The sequence below is a fragment of the Parabacteroides sp. genome, from assembly GCF_977054455.1.
The window spans coordinates 66,035-80,646 of the sequence record NZ_CDRTCT010000007.1; the positions used below are offsets into that span (position 1 = coordinate 66,035).

The 14,612-nt window shown below is 47.7% G+C and carries 13 protein-coding genes and 2 tRNA genes; 6 read left to right on the top strand and 9 right to left on the bottom strand.

The features are described from left to right. Positions 1 to 174: 174 nt before the first annotated feature. Genes ACW6QF_RS04815 through ACW6QF_RS04830 form a run of 4 tightly spaced genes read right to left on the bottom strand, consistent with a single transcriptional unit; the run spans position 175 to position 3,173 of the window. On the bottom strand, positions 175 to 858 hold the full coding sequence (locus ACW6QF_RS04815; RefSeq protein ID WP_456087007.1) for an RluA family pseudouridine synthase: 684 nt from the start codon (positions 856 to 858) through the stop codon (positions 175 to 177). A gap of 3 nt (positions 859 to 861) precedes the next feature. After that, on the bottom strand, positions 862 to 1,608 hold the full coding sequence (fabG, locus tag ACW6QF_RS04820; protein ID WP_298546937.1) for a 3-oxoacyl-[acyl-carrier-protein] reductase: 747 nt from the start codon (positions 1,606 to 1,608) through the stop codon (positions 862 to 864). A gap of 18 nt (positions 1,609 to 1,626) precedes the next feature. After that, positions 1,627 to 2,571 carry a 3-oxoacyl-ACP synthase III family protein gene (locus ACW6QF_RS04825; RefSeq protein ID WP_456087008.1) on the bottom strand — a complete coding sequence of 315 codons (945 nt, stop codon included), beginning with the start codon at positions 2,569 to 2,571 and terminating at the stop codon, positions 1,627 to 1,629. 14 nt (positions 2,572 to 2,585) lie between these two features. Then, entirely contained in the window at positions 2,586 to 3,173 is a 588-nt protein-coding gene (locus ACW6QF_RS04830) for a TetR/AcrR family transcriptional regulator (RefSeq protein WP_308573220.1), read from the bottom strand. A 271-nt stretch (positions 3,174 to 3,444) separates the two neighbouring features. Here ACW6QF_RS04830 and ACW6QF_RS04835 point away from each other — a divergent pair. The 4 genes from ACW6QF_RS04835 to ACW6QF_RS04850 all read left to right on the top strand — a co-directional run bounded on the left by ACW6QF_RS04835 (position 3,445) and on the right by ACW6QF_RS04850 (position 5,126). Further along, positions 3,445 to 3,516 (top strand) — tRNA-Met (locus tag ACW6QF_RS04835). Between the two features lie 165 nt (positions 3,517 to 3,681). Beyond that, positions 3,682 to 4,587 (top strand): J domain-containing protein, encoded by a 906-nt coding sequence (locus ACW6QF_RS04840; protein ID WP_298546944.1) that lies wholly within the window; start codon positions 3,682 to 3,684, stop codon positions 4,585 to 4,587. Positions 4,588 to 4,601: 14 nt separating this feature from the next. Further along, positions 4,602 to 4,919 carry a chaperone modulator CbpM gene (locus ACW6QF_RS04845; protein ID WP_298546946.1) on the top strand — a complete coding sequence of 106 codons (318 nt, stop codon included), beginning with the start codon at positions 4,602 to 4,604 and terminating at the stop codon, positions 4,917 to 4,919. A gap of 135 nt (positions 4,920 to 5,054) precedes the next feature. Further along, positions 5,055 to 5,126: transfer RNA gene (locus ACW6QF_RS04850), tRNA-Met, on the top strand. 111 nt (positions 5,127 to 5,237) lie between these two features. Here ACW6QF_RS04850 and ACW6QF_RS04855 read toward each other — a convergent pair. The 4 genes from ACW6QF_RS04855 to ACW6QF_RS04870 all read right to left on the bottom strand — a co-directional run bounded on the left by ACW6QF_RS04855 (position 5,238) and on the right by ACW6QF_RS04870 (position 9,926). Next, positions 5,238 to 5,651 (bottom strand): PaaI family thioesterase, encoded by a 414-nt coding sequence (locus tag ACW6QF_RS04855; RefSeq protein WP_008150565.1) that lies wholly within the window; start codon positions 5,649 to 5,651, stop codon positions 5,238 to 5,240. A 74-nt stretch (positions 5,652 to 5,725) separates the two neighbouring features. After that, on the bottom strand, positions 5,726 to 7,594 hold the full coding sequence (locus ACW6QF_RS04860; RefSeq protein WP_456087009.1) for an endonuclease/exonuclease/phosphatase family protein: 1,869 nt from the start codon (positions 7,592 to 7,594) through the stop codon (positions 5,726 to 5,728). Between the two features lie 677 nt (positions 7,595 to 8,271). After that, positions 8,272 to 9,318 (bottom strand): threonine aldolase family protein, encoded by a 1,047-nt coding sequence (locus ACW6QF_RS04865; RefSeq protein ID WP_298546952.1) that lies wholly within the window; start codon positions 9,316 to 9,318, stop codon positions 8,272 to 8,274. 98 nt (positions 9,319 to 9,416) lie between these two features. Beyond that, on the bottom strand, positions 9,417 to 9,926 hold the full coding sequence (locus tag ACW6QF_RS04870; RefSeq protein WP_298546954.1) for an RNA polymerase sigma factor: 510 nt from the start codon (positions 9,924 to 9,926) through the stop codon (positions 9,417 to 9,419). 262 nt (positions 9,927 to 10,188) lie between these two features. Between ACW6QF_RS04870 and ACW6QF_RS04875 the strand changes: the two genes are divergently transcribed. Then, entirely contained in the window at positions 10,189 to 11,571 is a 1,383-nt protein-coding gene (locus tag ACW6QF_RS04875) for an NfeD family protein (protein ID WP_298546956.1), read from the top strand. A gap of 26 nt (positions 11,572 to 11,597) precedes the next feature. Here the strand turns inward: ACW6QF_RS04875 and ACW6QF_RS04880 are convergent, their stop codons facing one another. After that, on the bottom strand, positions 11,598 to 12,236 hold the full coding sequence (locus tag ACW6QF_RS04880) for an AlbA family DNA-binding domain-containing protein (RefSeq protein ID WP_298546958.1): 639 nt from the start codon (positions 12,234 to 12,236) through the stop codon (positions 11,598 to 11,600). A gap of 70 nt (positions 12,237 to 12,306) precedes the next feature. On the opposite strand from ACW6QF_RS04880, the gene ACW6QF_RS04885 reads away from it, so the two are divergent. Further along, on the top strand, positions 12,307 to 14,580 hold the full coding sequence (locus ACW6QF_RS04885) for a cation:proton antiporter domain-containing protein (protein WP_456087010.1): 2,274 nt from the start codon (positions 12,307 to 12,309) through the stop codon (positions 14,578 to 14,580). Positions 14,581 to 14,612: the final 32 nt, after the last annotated feature.

The window sequence follows — 14,612 nt, forward strand, 5'->3', positions numbered from 1 at the left end:
AGAACGGAAGAACGCCAAAAACAAGTATAATACAATAGCTATCAAAGAATTACCGGAATAACATCCAAATATGTCTCTTAAAAAGAGGCCCCGGCAGTTTCGGCAGATTCGGCAGTTTTCCTACTTTTGTGCCCAACAAAAGCAAACAGGTGAAAGTTGTTTGCCCCTTAACTTTCATCTTTCAATTTTCAACTCCATAAGCGCTTTCCAAAGGGAATCGGCAGGCACGGGAGCGACAATGCTGACCGGTTGTTTCGATACGGGATGGATGAATTCGGCACTGCGGGAATGCAGGCTGATGCCGCCGTCCGGATTGGAACGGGGAAAACCGTATTTCAAGTCGCCTTTGATAGGACATCCCATCTTGGCAAGTTGGCAACGGATTTGATGATGGCGGCCTGTTTTCAGGTCTATAGCCAACAGATAATAGTTGTCCGAGCGGGCAATCACCTTATAATGCAGGATTGCTTTCTTGGCATTCGGCCGTTCCGTGTCATAAGCATAGCTCTTGTTCTGCTTCTCGTTGCGGACCAGCCAGTTCACCAGCTCTCCCTCTTCTGCCGGCGGACAGTTCTTCACGATCGCCCAATAGGTCTTCTTCACCTCGCCGACCCGGAACATCTCGTTGAGGCGGGCGAGCGCCTTGCTCGTTTTGGCAAACAACACGACACCGCTGACCGGGCGGTCCAGACGATGCGTAACGCCGACAAAGACATTTCCGGGTTTACAATACTTCTCTTTCAGCCATGCCTTCAGCATGTCCGAAAGAGGAGTATCACCGGTTTTATCTCCTTGTACAATCTCACGGCAAGTCTTGTTCACCGCAATGATATGATTGTCTTCGTAGATAACTTCCATATATTACATGTTCATGCCGCCATCCACCTGGATCACCTGGCCGGATACATAAGAAGACATGTCGGAAGCCAGGAAAGTAGCGATGTTGGCCACATCTTCAGGCGTACCGCCACGGCGCAGAGGGATCTTCTTTGCCCATTCGGCCTTTACTTCTTCCGGCAGTCCGGCGGTCATATCGGTAATGATGAAGCCCGGAGCGATTGCGTTGGCGCGGATGCCGCGTGAACCCAATTCCTGCGCGATAGACTTGGCCAGACCGATCATACCGGCCTTGGATGCCGAATAGTTGCTCTGGCCGGCATTGCCGTGCACACCTACGACGGAAGCCATATTGATGATGCTGCCCGAACGCTGTTTCATCATCACCGGAGTACAAGCGTGGATGAAGTTGAAAGCCGATTTCAGGTTGACGCCGATGACAGCATCCCACTGGCCTTCGCTCATACGCATCATCAGACCGTCTTTCGTGATACCTGCATTGTTCACGAGGATATCCACACGACCGAAATCCTTTACGATTTCAGCTACGACATTGTGCGTTTCTTCGAAATTGGCGGCGTTGGAAGCATAGCCTTTTGCTTGAACGCCCAATGCTTCGATTTCCTTCTGGGTAGCCAGACCGTTTTCGTCGATCACCAAGTCCGTGAATGCGATGTTTGCACCTTCTGAGGCGAACTTCAATGCGATCGCCTTGCCAATACCACGTGCGGCACCGGTAACGATTGCCACTTTTCCTTCTAATAATTTCATATCAATTCCTTTTTAAATTCAACACTTGATCAAGCAAGCACCCGTAGAATAGCCACCGCCGAACACGGTAATGGCAACCAGGTCGCCGTTCTTGAAACTATGATCATTCTGGGCGTACACCAGCGCAGAGCTTACCGAACCGGTATTTCCCAATTCTTCAATATTGTGCAGGAACTTCTCTTCCGGCAGGTTGAGTTGCTTGGCGATGTTGGACATGATGCGCATATTGGCCTGGTGGCCGATGAAATACGTCAGGTTGTCCAGCGTATAGCCATTCTTTTCCAGCAGATAGAGCACGTTCTTCGGCATGTAGGTGCATGCCTGGATAAACACGTCACGGCCTTCCGGCATCATGATGCCGCCGTCGTACGGACGAAGATGCACCGCACCCGGAGCCTTGCCTAAATAACCGAGCCCTTGTGTATATACTTCAACGATTTCCGGATCTTTTTCCGAAACGCGCTCCTTCGAGATGAAGAAGGCCGTTGCCGCATCGCCCCAGAGGTGGCCGGCTTTCGGGTCCGTCTCGTTATAGTAGGCCGAGTTCTTGTCGGCAGACAGAACCAGGGCTTTTGTCGCTTTTCCCATGGCAAAATATCCTTCCACGACTTCCAGCGCATTCAGGAATGAGGAGCAGGCGGAAGAAAGATAGAGCGCTTTTGCATTTTCGATATTGAATTCATGCTGGGCAAGATGAGCCGCAGTCGCCACCGTATCGTACGGAGAGTAAGAAGCGGAAATAATCAGATCCACATCCGTAATATCATACGGCAATTTAGGTAGGGCGTTACGGACAGCTTCCATACTCATCGTATTGATATTTTCCTCGGCTTTTGCCTTAGACCGGGAACGAATCCCCGTGCGCTGTTCAATCCACTCGCTGGTTAGCCCGTTTAACTCTAAAAAATGTTGGTTATCGACCCGTTCTTCAGGTACATAAAACCCTGTTGCATTAATAAACATTCCTCAGTATTGTGTTACTTTATCTTTATACCATTGAATATCAAATTCATTACATTATCTCTCCGTTTAATCCGCTGGCTGATATTATCCCCCATGATTCCACGTATATACGGAACTTCCAACCCCTTCAGGGCATGATGAAGAACGACCGCCGTGATCTCGGTATCGGGCATCGCGAAGATGCCTTCCTTTACTCCGGCTTCCAGAATTCCTTGTATCAATTCCGTCTCGCGGATATCGAAGTTCTTCCTGATCTTCTCCACCCGCCAGATATCGCGAAAGAAGTTCGCACGCAACGTCCCATTACGAAAAACCAACGATTTAATTGCATCCAGTCTGGCATACAGGAATGTGATCAACTTCTCATCTGCAGGCAAGTCTTTCGCGGCTACATCCTGCAGCATCTTGTACAGCTGGTCCAACTCGGATTCGACGACTGCCAGATAAATCTCGTTCTTGCTTTTAAAGTACGTGTAAAGCGTACGCCTTCCTTTCTTGGATGCCTGTGCAATATCGTTCATTGTCGTATTATCCACCCCCATGCGGGCAAACAATTGTCTGGCCACATCCACCAACATCTCACGTGTTTTAGAAACTGTCATCGGCATTTGTATTGCACATTTTGATTAAAACTGTGCGCAAAAGTACCGGAAAAAATAATAACTACCAAAAACATACTTACATTTTATCCAAACGGACCTTTATAATAGAGATATGGACCAATCGTTATCCTAAAAGAGCGGAGCTTATTCCCGGAAAGCCATTCCGAATATTTCTTTTAGCCGAAAGACAAAGAAAACCGTCGAAAAATTTGTTTTATCGGAAAGAAGCAGTATCTTTGCACTCGCAATCACAAAATGATCGCAACCATATCGCGGAGTGGAGCAGTGGTAGCTCGTTGGGCTCATAACCCAAAGGTCGTAAGTTCGAGTCTTGCCTCCGCAACTCAGTAAGCCTTCGGTTCATCAGGACCGGAGGCTTTTCTTTTTCACTTCCCCTAAAATTTATTAGTTCTATTTAAACCCGGCATGAACTCTCCGGCACATTTGTTGTTATTTTATATATGTATTAAAATCAGAAGAAGAAGTAGACTTAATAACATATATAAATATGGCCTATATAGATTATTACAAAATTTTGGGAGTAGACAAAAGCGCTTCGCAGGACGACGTCAAAAAGGCGTACAAGAAGCTTGCGCGGAAATACCATCCCGACTTGAACCCGAATGATCCGGACGCCCACCGCAGGTTTCAGGAAATAAACGAAGCCAACGAGGTGCTCAGCGACCCGGAGAAACGGAAGAAATATGACCAGTATGGAGAAAACTGGAAACACGCCGACGAATTCGAAGCCCAGCGACAACAATATCGCCAATACCAGAACGGACAAGGCGGAGGAACCTACTGGAGCACCTCCGGCGACGGCAGCGAATTTTCCGACTTCTTCGAACAGATGTTCGGAGGCATGGGCGGCAGAGGCGGACGCGGCGGCAGAAGCAGCCACGGTTTCCGCGGACAGGACTACACGACAGAGTTGCAGGTCTCTTTGGCAGACGCCGCCAAGACACACAAGCAGATCATCACCGTAAACGGCAAGAACCTGCGTATCACCATCCCGGCCGGCATCGCCGACGGACAAACCATCAAACTGAGAGGCCAGGGCGGACCGGGCGTGAACGGCGGGCCGGCGGGCGACCTGTACATCACCTTCCATATCCCGGAAGACAGCCGGTTCAAACGGGTGGGCGACGATTTGTACGTCACCGCTCCTTTAAACCTGTACACGGCCATCCTCGGCGGGGAACAGATTGTCGAGACAATGGACAGCAAAGTCAAGCTCAAGATCAAACCGGGAACCCAAAACAACACGAAGGTGCGGTTAAAAGGAAAAGGATTCCCCGTTTATAAGGAAGAAGGGAAGTTCGGAGACATGATAGTGACCTACTCTATCGACATCCCGACCAACCTGACGGACAAACAAAAAGAATTGTTCCGCGAAATACAAAGTCTTAATTAAAAAACGAGATTGTTATGCAAACAGATTTAATCATAGTCAGTGAATACTGCCGGATATGCCATATCGAACCTTCGTTTCTTTACCTGCTGCAAAAAGGCGGCCTGATAGAGATAGATACGGTAGAAGGGGAAAGCTACCTGCCTGCCTCCCAGTTGTATGACGTAGAACGATATACGCGTATGTATTACGACCTGTCCATCAACGTAGAGGGGATCGATGCCATCCATCATCTGCTGGGACGGGTGAAATCCCTGCAACAGGAGGTGCAACGGTTGAGAAATAAACTGAGGTTATACGAAACAGAAAATCATGATTCGATAGAAGATTTATAAACTGTCAAAATGCTGTTTCTTAAGGCCCGGGAAGCGGGGTACAAGAATATTTCGCAAACTATTTGTAGATATATTTGGATTGTAAGAATATTTTTGTACCTTTGCACTCGCAATCAGGAATGATCGCAACTATATCGCGGAGTGGAGCAGTGGTAGCTCGTTGGGCTCATAACCCAAAGGTCGTAAGTTCGAGTCTTGCCTCCGCAACCGGTAAAAGAGAATCAAGCAATTGGTTCTCTTTTTTTTATTCACCTTTGCCGCCCAATAAAAAAGGGATAGATCACCTGTTATGCAGAGCCGGCTCCCCGGCAACCGGCTTTATATCTGAGGATGGACGACGCAGAAGGTACCCGATGATTTGCTGACAAGCTTGTCATCGCAATAAATCTCGCATTCGCAAAAATGGAGATGGCTTCCCGGCTTCACGACATAGCCTTTAGCGATCAATTCCTTTCCCCATGCCGCCCGCAAGAAGGATATTTTAAGCTCGGCGGTCAGTACGTCGCGGTCCAAAGGCAGCATCGTGTAGGCGGCAAAACCGGCAATCGTGTCGGCAAGGGCCGCCAGGACGCCTCCGTGAATAACGCCGCTATACTGCCGCTGTTCATCATGCAAGGGCATGCGGGCTTCCACCCTTCCCTCTTCCACCACCGTAAAGTCAATACCCAAGTGATTGACATACGGGTTTGTATTCACACGGCTTATCAGCCGTTCCTTTACTTCCTGATCCATATTATCGATTCTTTAAAACAGCAAATGTTGCAAATAGACGAACAAGGCTTCCTTAAAAAGAGGACGTCCGTCTATTATAAATTCAATTCTTTTAATGTTTTCCCTTCCGCATTCAGCACACGAAGAGTCATCTCCTTCCCCTTCTTCTGCAAAACCATCACAGTAGCGCCATCCATCCGATAGCCGCCACCCACTACGACAGGATAATTGTTGCCGTCAGAACCTTCGGGGATATAAGCGAAACGATGAGTGTGGGCATTGATGCTGACGGCGAACGGCGCTTTCTCAAGGATCGTCCCCCACTCGTCGCGGCAAGGATTATACGAATCATAGTCCTCTCCTTTCCCAAAGATGGGAACATGATGGATCAATACCCGCTTGGAGGCTTTCCTGAAGGCTTTGGACGCCAGTTCTTCCCTAAGGAAACCGGCCTGCGCCTTACGCAGATCCGAAAAATCGTTCAACCCGTAATAGACCCAATGCGTATCCGGTTTGTCTTCACCGCAATCCAGCATGACGATACGCGTATCCCCCCAGTTGAAGGCGCCGTAAGTCTTATCGCCCACATAGTCGAAAAGACGGCGCAGGCCGATCGAATAAGCGTTGCGTATCTCATGGTTTCCACGGATATAGAATACAGGCACCCGGTCGGCTCCAACCGTTTCGTTCAGTTCGCCAAGGAAGCGAGTCGCCTCGTCATGGTTGGCCGGATCGTCGATGCAGTCGCCATTGAAAACGACAAAATCATATTTCAAATCCTTCACCTGCTTATACAGCGCCTGCAAAGTCTCGGAATGTTTATGCAGGTCGTTGAATATAATGGCCGTAAAATCGGTATCCGTCGCAGCAGGCAAGGTGAAAGTATGGAAATCGGAAACGGCCGTTTCGCCGAATATTTTCTTATAAGCCTGATAAAGCATGATTTCCCGGGAGCACACCCGGTAATAATAGGTTTTTCCCGGTTCCAGGCCTTCCAGTCTGATTTTATTTTGCAGATCGTTGCAGATCACTTGCCCGTCCACGATCGTACGGGCTTTTTGCAGGTGCTCCTTATCGGTCCCGTATTCCACATAGCTGTAAGCCGGGACGGTGGTCTGCCACATGACCGTAATTCCGTTTCCTACGGGATTTTGCAGATAGGGTTCCGTACGGAATATTTTGGCCGCGGGCTGGTTGAAGATAATATCCGTAAGCACCGGGCGATGGTCGGAAGCGGCCGGCTCGTCCCATACACGGGATGAGACACGGGTGAAGGCAGCCGTGTCTTTTGCATAGGCGGCGATGTAATCAATCGTTTCTCTGGGGGTATCAGCCGGGAAAGTCGGCTTTTTCATATCCGTCAGGATCACAAAATCCTTCTGCAACTGCCGGATAAACTCCGAATCGGGATGCGCATTCATATCGCCGGCAATAAAGAAAGGTTTGTTTGCCGAAGCCGCCACCTGCCTGATGACGGGCAGGGAAAGCATCCGGTCTTCCTCCGTCAGCGAAAGATGCGTACAGCAGTAAATATACTTTTCAAATTCCACGACAAGCAACGCACGTGCCTCCTCCCTTCCCGGCAAGGGAAGGTAACGATAGCCGAGAGGCTTCTCCTTGCTCAACATGCCGATACCGTATTTTCCGCCGTCGTAATCGATTGCCGGGGCATACATATGATGCATCAGGGTAAGTCCGGCTATTTCCCGCAAAACGTCTTTTCCTCCGCTACGGCCTGTCACGCTGTCGATCTCCTGCACGGCCACGACATCGGGACAAACTTTAAGAATCACTTCCGCCGTGCGCCGGAAATCGGACACATCGTCCATTCCTCTCCCGTTACGGATGTTATAACTCATAATACGCAACGTATTATTCTCGCGTTCGCTTCTCTCCTTCGAGTAGACTTTCCCCAGTGGCAACAACAACATCAATGCCGTCACCAGCCAAACCGCCTGTTTCATTTTATCGCCGGATTATAGATTAGGGCACAAATGTAACAACTTTCGATGAGTCCGTCAAGATAAAACCTTGTCGGGCATCCCAACTCCGATATTTTATTTTATGATCGTTCCGAGAGGCAACAAGTGGACCGCAAATCATATATATGATATAAAACCATCCCCTTCACATTATTAAATTTGACAATAACCCCCAATTGTGGTATTTTTCTATTTCATCTGAAATTCCAGCTCATTTAAAACTTACGTTTTGTTCGGATAAGGCGTATTCCGGCTGGCAAGAGAGTTCACGAGGCCGGCACCTCATCCCGATACCGGATTCGTTTTGTCGGTCCGGCCGCAAACAATAGAACAATATGCTAATCCCCAACTCCCGGAGAATCGAATATTTGCAAACCGGGACAAGCCTACATCCGCTTACGTCAAAAGTTTTTTCCTGCCTTTCCGCCATGAGGTGCGCAGAACTTTTCCATGACGACCGTCTTCGTTGCCGTAAGTTGCCGGGACCATAGGCAATGACGACCGTCTTCATGGCGGCGAAGTCAATTTTCACGGCCATGAAGACGGTCGTCATCGCGGAAAGCCGGCAAAGAAACGAAAAAAGAACCGTTCTGCCCTCAAAATGCAAGCAACCGGACCGTTCCTGCATCAGGCTCCCTAAATGCCAAATAAACCGTTTTTTACAATAAGGAGGAGGAAGGGGTTTCTTTAAATACGAAATCCAACGTCCGTATCATATCGTCAATATCCTCATCCGTCGTGTCCCATGAAGTGACAAAACGCGCTTCGTTGGCTTCTTCATTCCACATATAAAAGAAATATTTTTCTTGCAGCTTCTTTAGCGGTTCCGTGGGGATGGTAAAGAAAAGCTGGTTGGATTCTATCTTCTGGGTAAACCGTATCTGCGGATATTTTTTCAAGGCTTCCGCCAGGCGATAAGCGCTATTGTTTGCTTTCCGCGCGTTTTCCAACCACAGGTCATTTTCCAGATAAGGGATAAACTGGCAGGAAAGATAACGCAGTTTGGAAGCCAATTGAGCAGATTGCTTTCTGAAATACTGCAAATTCCCGGTTATCTCCGGACGGAAAGAGACGACAGCCTCTCCCATCATCATCCCGTTCTTGGTCCCCCCGAAACTGAGGATATCCACCCCGGCATCGACGGTCACCTCCCGCATCGAACAATTCAGATACGCACAGGCATTCGCCAGGCGTGCCCCGTCCATATGCAAATACATATCATACGAATGCAACAGGTCGGCAATCGCCTTGACCTCTTCGATCGTATAAATCGTCCCTAACTCGGAAACTTGTGAAATATAAACAGCTTTCGGCTGCGAATGATGGCAGACGCCGAAATTATGCAGACGGGGTTTGATCAATTCCGGTGTCAGTTTTCCGTCCGGAGTCGGAATCGTCACGACCGCGCAGCCGGTCATACGGGCAGGAGCGCCGCACTCGTCCACATTGATATGAGCTGTTTCAGCACACAAAATACTATTGAACGGACGTGTCACGGCCTGCAAAGCCACAGAGTTCGCCCCTGTTCCGTTAAAAACAAAAAAAGGCGATGCCATTTCGCCAAACACTTCTTTTATTTTCGCAGTAGCCGCTACGGTCCAGGGATCGTCGCCATATCCTACTGCATGGTTATCATTCGCCTTTATCACGGCATCCATTACCAAAGGATGTACGCCCGAATTGTTATCACTTGCAAAACTTCTCATTCCCATTTAAAATTTTGCGCCAAAAGTAATAAAAATAAACGGGAGCACCTCTCGGATGCCCCCGTTTATTTTTTTACATATTTATTTTAAACTTCACCTTAACTTCGATGAAAGTCTTTCAAGACTTTTTGCAATTCCTGACGGGCGAAGAAGATACGACTCTTAACCGTACCCAAAGGAACACATAATCTTTCGGCTATCTCATTGTACTTATAGCCACTCAAAAACATGGAGAACGGAACTTTTAGCTCATCGTTCAGGCTGTTTATCGCTTTTGTAATTTCTTTAATTTGATAAGCGCCATCCGGGGAATCAAAACCTGAGTCATTCACAACATCTAAATTATATAAGTCCACCCCCTGATCGACGACGGTCTGGGTACGAACGATTTTATGGTAATTATTTATGAAAATATTGCGCATTACGGTCAAGACCCATCCTTTGAAATTGATATTGTCTACAAACTTTTCCTGATTGTCTAAAACCTTCAGCGTTGTATCCTGCATCAAATCCTGGGCGTCATCACGATTAGCAGTGAGCATTAATGCAAAATTCATCATATTTTCTTGCATACTCAATAATTTTTTTTGAAATTGCAACGCGTTCATATTGCTTACTTTTTTATAAGGTTTAATACCGGTTTAGTATTATCCTTCAGCATTGAAGGACATTACAAATGTAGAAATAATATTTTAATTACAATGCGGTTTGATGATTATTAATATTAAAAATCGTAACTTAATACATTTATAACAAATAGCCCTGTAAATGAGCAGGATTTACAAGTTATGAAACAACAAAAATGCAAAATTTACAACATGTATATTACAAATTCGTATGACATGTAAAAGAGATGGAGAATAGTATAAAATGAAGAAAAAATTAGGACTTTTTTTAGCTGTCATATTGGTCCAGATAGCCCCTTTCATATCGGCGGCAGATGCTTCTCACCCGTTAGTCTATAAAATCGATATAAAAAAAGAGATCAGCAACACCACACGCCTGTATCTTAGCAACGGTTTAGCGGAAGCCAACGCTTTGGGTGCAGATGCCGTCCTGATCCACATGAACACATACGGCGGGCAGGTGGATGCGGCCGACTCGATGCGTACGGCTGTTTTATACAGCCCCATCCCTGTCTATGTCTTCATCGACAACAATGCAGCTTCGGCCGGAGCGCTCATTTCGATCGCATGCAAGAAAATTTATATGCGGAAAGGCGCCAACATCGGGGCAGCCACCGTCGTGAACCAGACAGGGGAGGCAATGCCGGACAAATACCAGTCTTATATGCGCTCCATGATGCGTTCGACGGCCGAGGCGCACGGACAGGATACTATTATACAGAAAAACGACACTCTATACAAATGGAAACGGGATCCGCTGATCGCCGAAGCGATGGTAGACGAACGGGTTGTCATTCCGAACCTGATAGACACCGGAAAAGTCCTTACTTTTACAGCGCAAGAAGCTCAAAAGTGGGGGTATTGCGACGGCATAGCGGAAAATGCGGATGAAGTAATCACACAATATTTAGGATATAAAGAATACGAAATGAAAAGTTATACCCCCAGTTGGCAGGATGACTTAAAAGGATTTTTGATGAACCCTATTTTTCAGTCTATCCTGATCATTATTATCATCGGAGGGATTTACTTTGAAATGCAAACACCGGGACTGGGCTTCCCCTCTGCGGCGGCACTACTGGCGGCCATCCTCTACTTTGCACCGCTCTATATAGACGGGCTGGCGGCAAACTGGGAAATTCTGACCTTCATCATCGGCATTCTATTGCTCGCAGTGGAAATCTTTATCATTCCCGGATTCGGGGTTGCCGGAATAAGCGGTATCGTATTGGTGATCGGCGGTCTGGTCATGGGCTTGCTGAATAATGATCATTTCGATTTCGAAGGGGTCAGCGGAAAAGAGATCGGTGAAGCGACATTGACGGTCCTGGTCGGATTAGTGGCCGGCTTCGGCCTGATGATCTGGCTGTCCAATAAGATAGGACACCGGGGAATGTTCCGGAAAGTCGCGCTGAATACGGATTTGAAAGATGCGATATCCTCCCCTGACTTATCTTCGCTGGTCGGGAAAGAGGGAATAGCCGCTACCGTATTGCGTCCTTCCGGAAAAGTATCGGTCGACGGAGAATATTATGACGGGGTTTCCGAATCCGGCTTTATAGAGAAAGGATGCAAGGTCAAGGTTGTCCGCTTCGAGAATGCGCAGGTGTATGTAGAAAACCTCTGACACACGGCCGACCGCAAAGGCCGGCCCTACGCAGGGACGCGCCGATACAAGATATGCTTGTCGATCACGACATATTGCAGGGCGTTCATGGCCAAGAGATCGCTCAGGATATTCTTCGCGGTGTAATAATTGATCCGCCCGATACGGCAAAACTGGCTGATATTGATATGGGGACGATTATCCAGATACGCAAACAAACGTTCTACGGGTTTACTTATCTTCAATAAAGTCCCGTCCGGTTTATGCTTTTTCTGCCAGGCAAGCACCAGTACTTCGTTTGCCAATATATTTTCATCGGCGACCCTTATATAGGCTTTAAACTTATCATCCTTATCGGGAGCAGTGTGCGGTTTATCCGGACTCGGGGCGATGTAGACCTCCAGAACCGTCTTGCCGTTCACCTCCCAACGTGTCGCTTCAAAAGGGACTTCCGGGCGGGTGTACATCCTGGAGGCTGCCTCAATCATATAATATTCTTCTTCGCTTCTGACACCGGAGATATTCCCGTTATCTTTCACACCGATCAAAAGGCGTCCGCCGTCAGTATTGGCGAAAGCACTCAGCGTACGCGCGATCTTCTTGCTGTCGCTCACTTCGAACTTAAAATCGAGTTGTTGGTGTTCCCCCTGCTCTATCAACGCTTCTATCGGATGTATCTTCTTCATTTTGGCAATTTTTTAGAACGGCAAAATTAAAATAAATACATAACTTTGCCAACGGAAAAACAACGAAAGCATGTCTCAAATACCATCTCTTATATCGGATCTTGCTGTCATACTGATTTCAGCGGGATTGGTTACCTTGCTTTTCAAAAGGTTAAAGCAACCGGTCGTACTCGGATATATCGTAGCCGGAATCCTGGCCGGTCCGTCCATCACACAAATACCGACTGTCACGGATATAGAAAGCATCCGTATCTGGGCGGATATAGGCGTGATCTTCCTTCTGTTCGCTTTAGGGCTCGACTTTAGTTTCAAAAAGCTGATGAAAGTCGGCGGGACAGCTGTGATCGGGGCTATTACCATCGTGATAGGCATGATGACACTCGGCTATACAGCCGGATTGTCTTTAGGTTGGGGACATATGAACAGCCTGTTCCTCGGAGGAATGCTTTCCATGTCGTCTACAACGATTATTTTCAAAGCGTTCGATGACATGGGACTTCGCAACCAGCGATTTGCCGGAGTGGTCTTCGGGATCCTTGTGGTCGAAGACCTGTTTGCCGTTTTACTGATGGTTTTGCTGTCGACATTGGCAGTCAGCAAACACGTGGAGGGAATGGAACTGCTCAACAGCGTGGTCAAACTGGGAATCTTTTTGCTGTTCTGCTTCGTCATAGGCATCTATCTGATCCCCTCTTTTCTGAAAAAAGCCAGGACTTTCCTGAATGACGAGACTTTGTTGATCGTCAGCCTGGGACTATGTCTGGGGATGGTTATCATTGCCACAAAAGCCGGTTTTTCTTCCGCTTTAGGAGCTTTCGTCATGGGATCTATCCTGGCTGAAACCATTGATGCGGAACATATAGAACATATCATCAAACCTGTAAAAGACCTTTTCGGAGCCATATTCTTCGTCTCTGTCGGGATGTTAATCGATCCGGCATTGCTGTGGGAATACAAAATTCCGATCCTGATCCTTACATTGGTCGTAATGGTCGGACAAATATTATTTGCCGGCTTCGGGGTATTGCTTTCCGGTCAGCCGGTCAAGATAGCCATACAATCCGGTTTCTCTCTCGCTCAAATAGGCGAATTCGCCTTTATTATCGCATCGCTGGGGCTGACATTAGGGGTAACCGACAATTTTCTCTATCCTATCGTCGTGGCGGTCTCGGTCGTTACGACTTTCTTTACGCCTTACATGATTCGCATGGCAGAGCCAGCATGCCGGGTTGCCGACCGGGTGATACCGAAGTCATGGATGAAATTTCTCGAACGCTATTCTTCCGGTTCCAATACCATACGCCAGAAAAGCGCCTGGAATAAGTTATTGAAGGCACTGGTTCGTATAGTCGGCACCTATACAGCCGTTACCCTTGTCCTGATCTTTATCTGGCTTCAGTTCGTGGCTCCATTTATAATGAAGGAACTCCCCGGCATACGGGGGGCAGGCATCTCACTCGTTTTGATCCTGCTATTAATAGCTCCCATGTTGCGTGCGATCATGATGAAGAAGAACCATTCGGCCGAATTCCAGCAACTATGGCTGGACAACAAGTACAATCGGGGTCCATTGGTTTCACTGATCATTTTGCGCATTATATTATGTATCGGGCTGGTCATGTTGCCCGTCGCCCGTTTACTGAACGCCGCAGTCGGTATCGTCCTGGCGATTGCTGCAACCGTCATAGTTATTGTCATTTTATCCAAACAGCTGAAAAGACAATCGATCCTGATGGAACGGCACTTTTTCAGCAACCTGTCCGCACGCGAATTGGAAAACGAACGGAAAGCTCCGATCAACCAGCGGTTTGCCAACCACCTGTTGGAACGCGACCTCCACTTAGCTGATTTCGAAGTGAAACAAAACTCTCCCAGCATGGGAAAGACCTTGAAGGAACTCAACTTCCGCCAGAAGTGCAATGTCAACATCGTGACAATTATCCGGGGAGAACGGCGGATTAATATTCCCGGAGGAGAGGAACGCCTCTATCCATTTGACAAATTGGTCGTAGTCGGTGCGGATGATGATCTCGAACATTTCCGCCAATATCTGGTCGAACGATATAAAAAGGCCCAAACCAATAAGGAGCAGACAGTGCATGAAGTCAATATGGAGCAATTCATCATTGCCGAAGGTTCGCACCTGATCGGACGTACAATCCTGGAATCCGGCATACGTGACAAGTCTGCCTGCCTGGTCATCGGCATCGAACGAGGCGCTTCTTCCATCAAAAACCCGTCTCCTTCAACCGTTTTCGAAGAGGGAGATATTGTATGGATTGTCGGAGAGCATGAAAAGGTACTCCGGTTGAGCGAAGGAAAAACAGTGGCAATCGATAACTGACAATACACAATTTCATAAATCATAAATTATAA

What these genes read in the sequence shown, in the direction of transcription:
- ACW6QF_RS04815 (WP_456087007.1), bottom strand. Translation starts at nt 858, where the DNA reads ATGGAAGTTATCTACGAAGACAATCATATCATTGCGGTGAACAAGACT.
- fabG (WP_298546937.1), bottom strand. Translation starts at nt 1,608, where the DNA reads ATGAAATTATTAGAAGGAAAAGTGGCAATCGTTACCGGTGCCGCACGT.
- ACW6QF_RS04825 (WP_456087008.1), bottom strand. Translation starts at nt 2,571, where the DNA reads ATGTTTATTAATGCAACAGGGTTTTATGTACCTGAAGAACGGGTCGAT.
- ACW6QF_RS04830 (WP_308573220.1), bottom strand. Translation starts at nt 3,173, where the DNA reads ATGACAGTTTCTAAAACACGTGAGATGTTGGTGGATGTGGCCAGACAA.
- ACW6QF_RS04840 (WP_298546944.1), top strand. Translation starts at nt 3,682, where the DNA reads ATGGCCTATATAGATTATTACAAAATTTTGGGAGTAGACAAAAGCGCT.
- ACW6QF_RS04845 (WP_298546946.1), top strand. Translation starts at nt 4,602, where the DNA reads ATGCAAACAGATTTAATCATAGTCAGTGAATACTGCCGGATATGCCAT.
- ACW6QF_RS04855 (WP_008150565.1), bottom strand. Translation starts at nt 5,651, where the DNA reads ATGGATCAGGAAGTAAAGGAACGGCTGATAAGCCGTGTGAATACAAAC.
- ACW6QF_RS04860 (WP_456087009.1), bottom strand. Translation starts at nt 7,594, where the DNA reads ATGAAACAGGCGGTTTGGCTGGTGACGGCATTGATGTTGTTGTTGCCA.
- ACW6QF_RS04865 (WP_298546952.1), bottom strand. Translation starts at nt 9,318, where the DNA reads ATGAGAAGTTTTGCAAGTGATAACAATTCGGGCGTACATCCTTTGGTA.
- ACW6QF_RS04870 (WP_298546954.1), bottom strand. Translation starts at nt 9,926, where the DNA reads ATGAACGCGTTGCAATTTCAAAAAAAATTATTGAGTATGCAAGAAAAT.
- ACW6QF_RS04875 (WP_298546956.1), top strand. Translation starts at nt 10,189, where the DNA reads ATGAAGAAAAAATTAGGACTTTTTTTAGCTGTCATATTGGTCCAGATA.
- ACW6QF_RS04880 (WP_298546958.1), bottom strand. Translation starts at nt 12,236, where the DNA reads ATGAAGAAGATACATCCGATAGAAGCGTTGATAGAGCAGGGGGAACAC.
- ACW6QF_RS04885 (WP_456087010.1), top strand. Translation starts at nt 12,307, where the DNA reads ATGTCTCAAATACCATCTCTTATATCGGATCTTGCTGTCATACTGATT.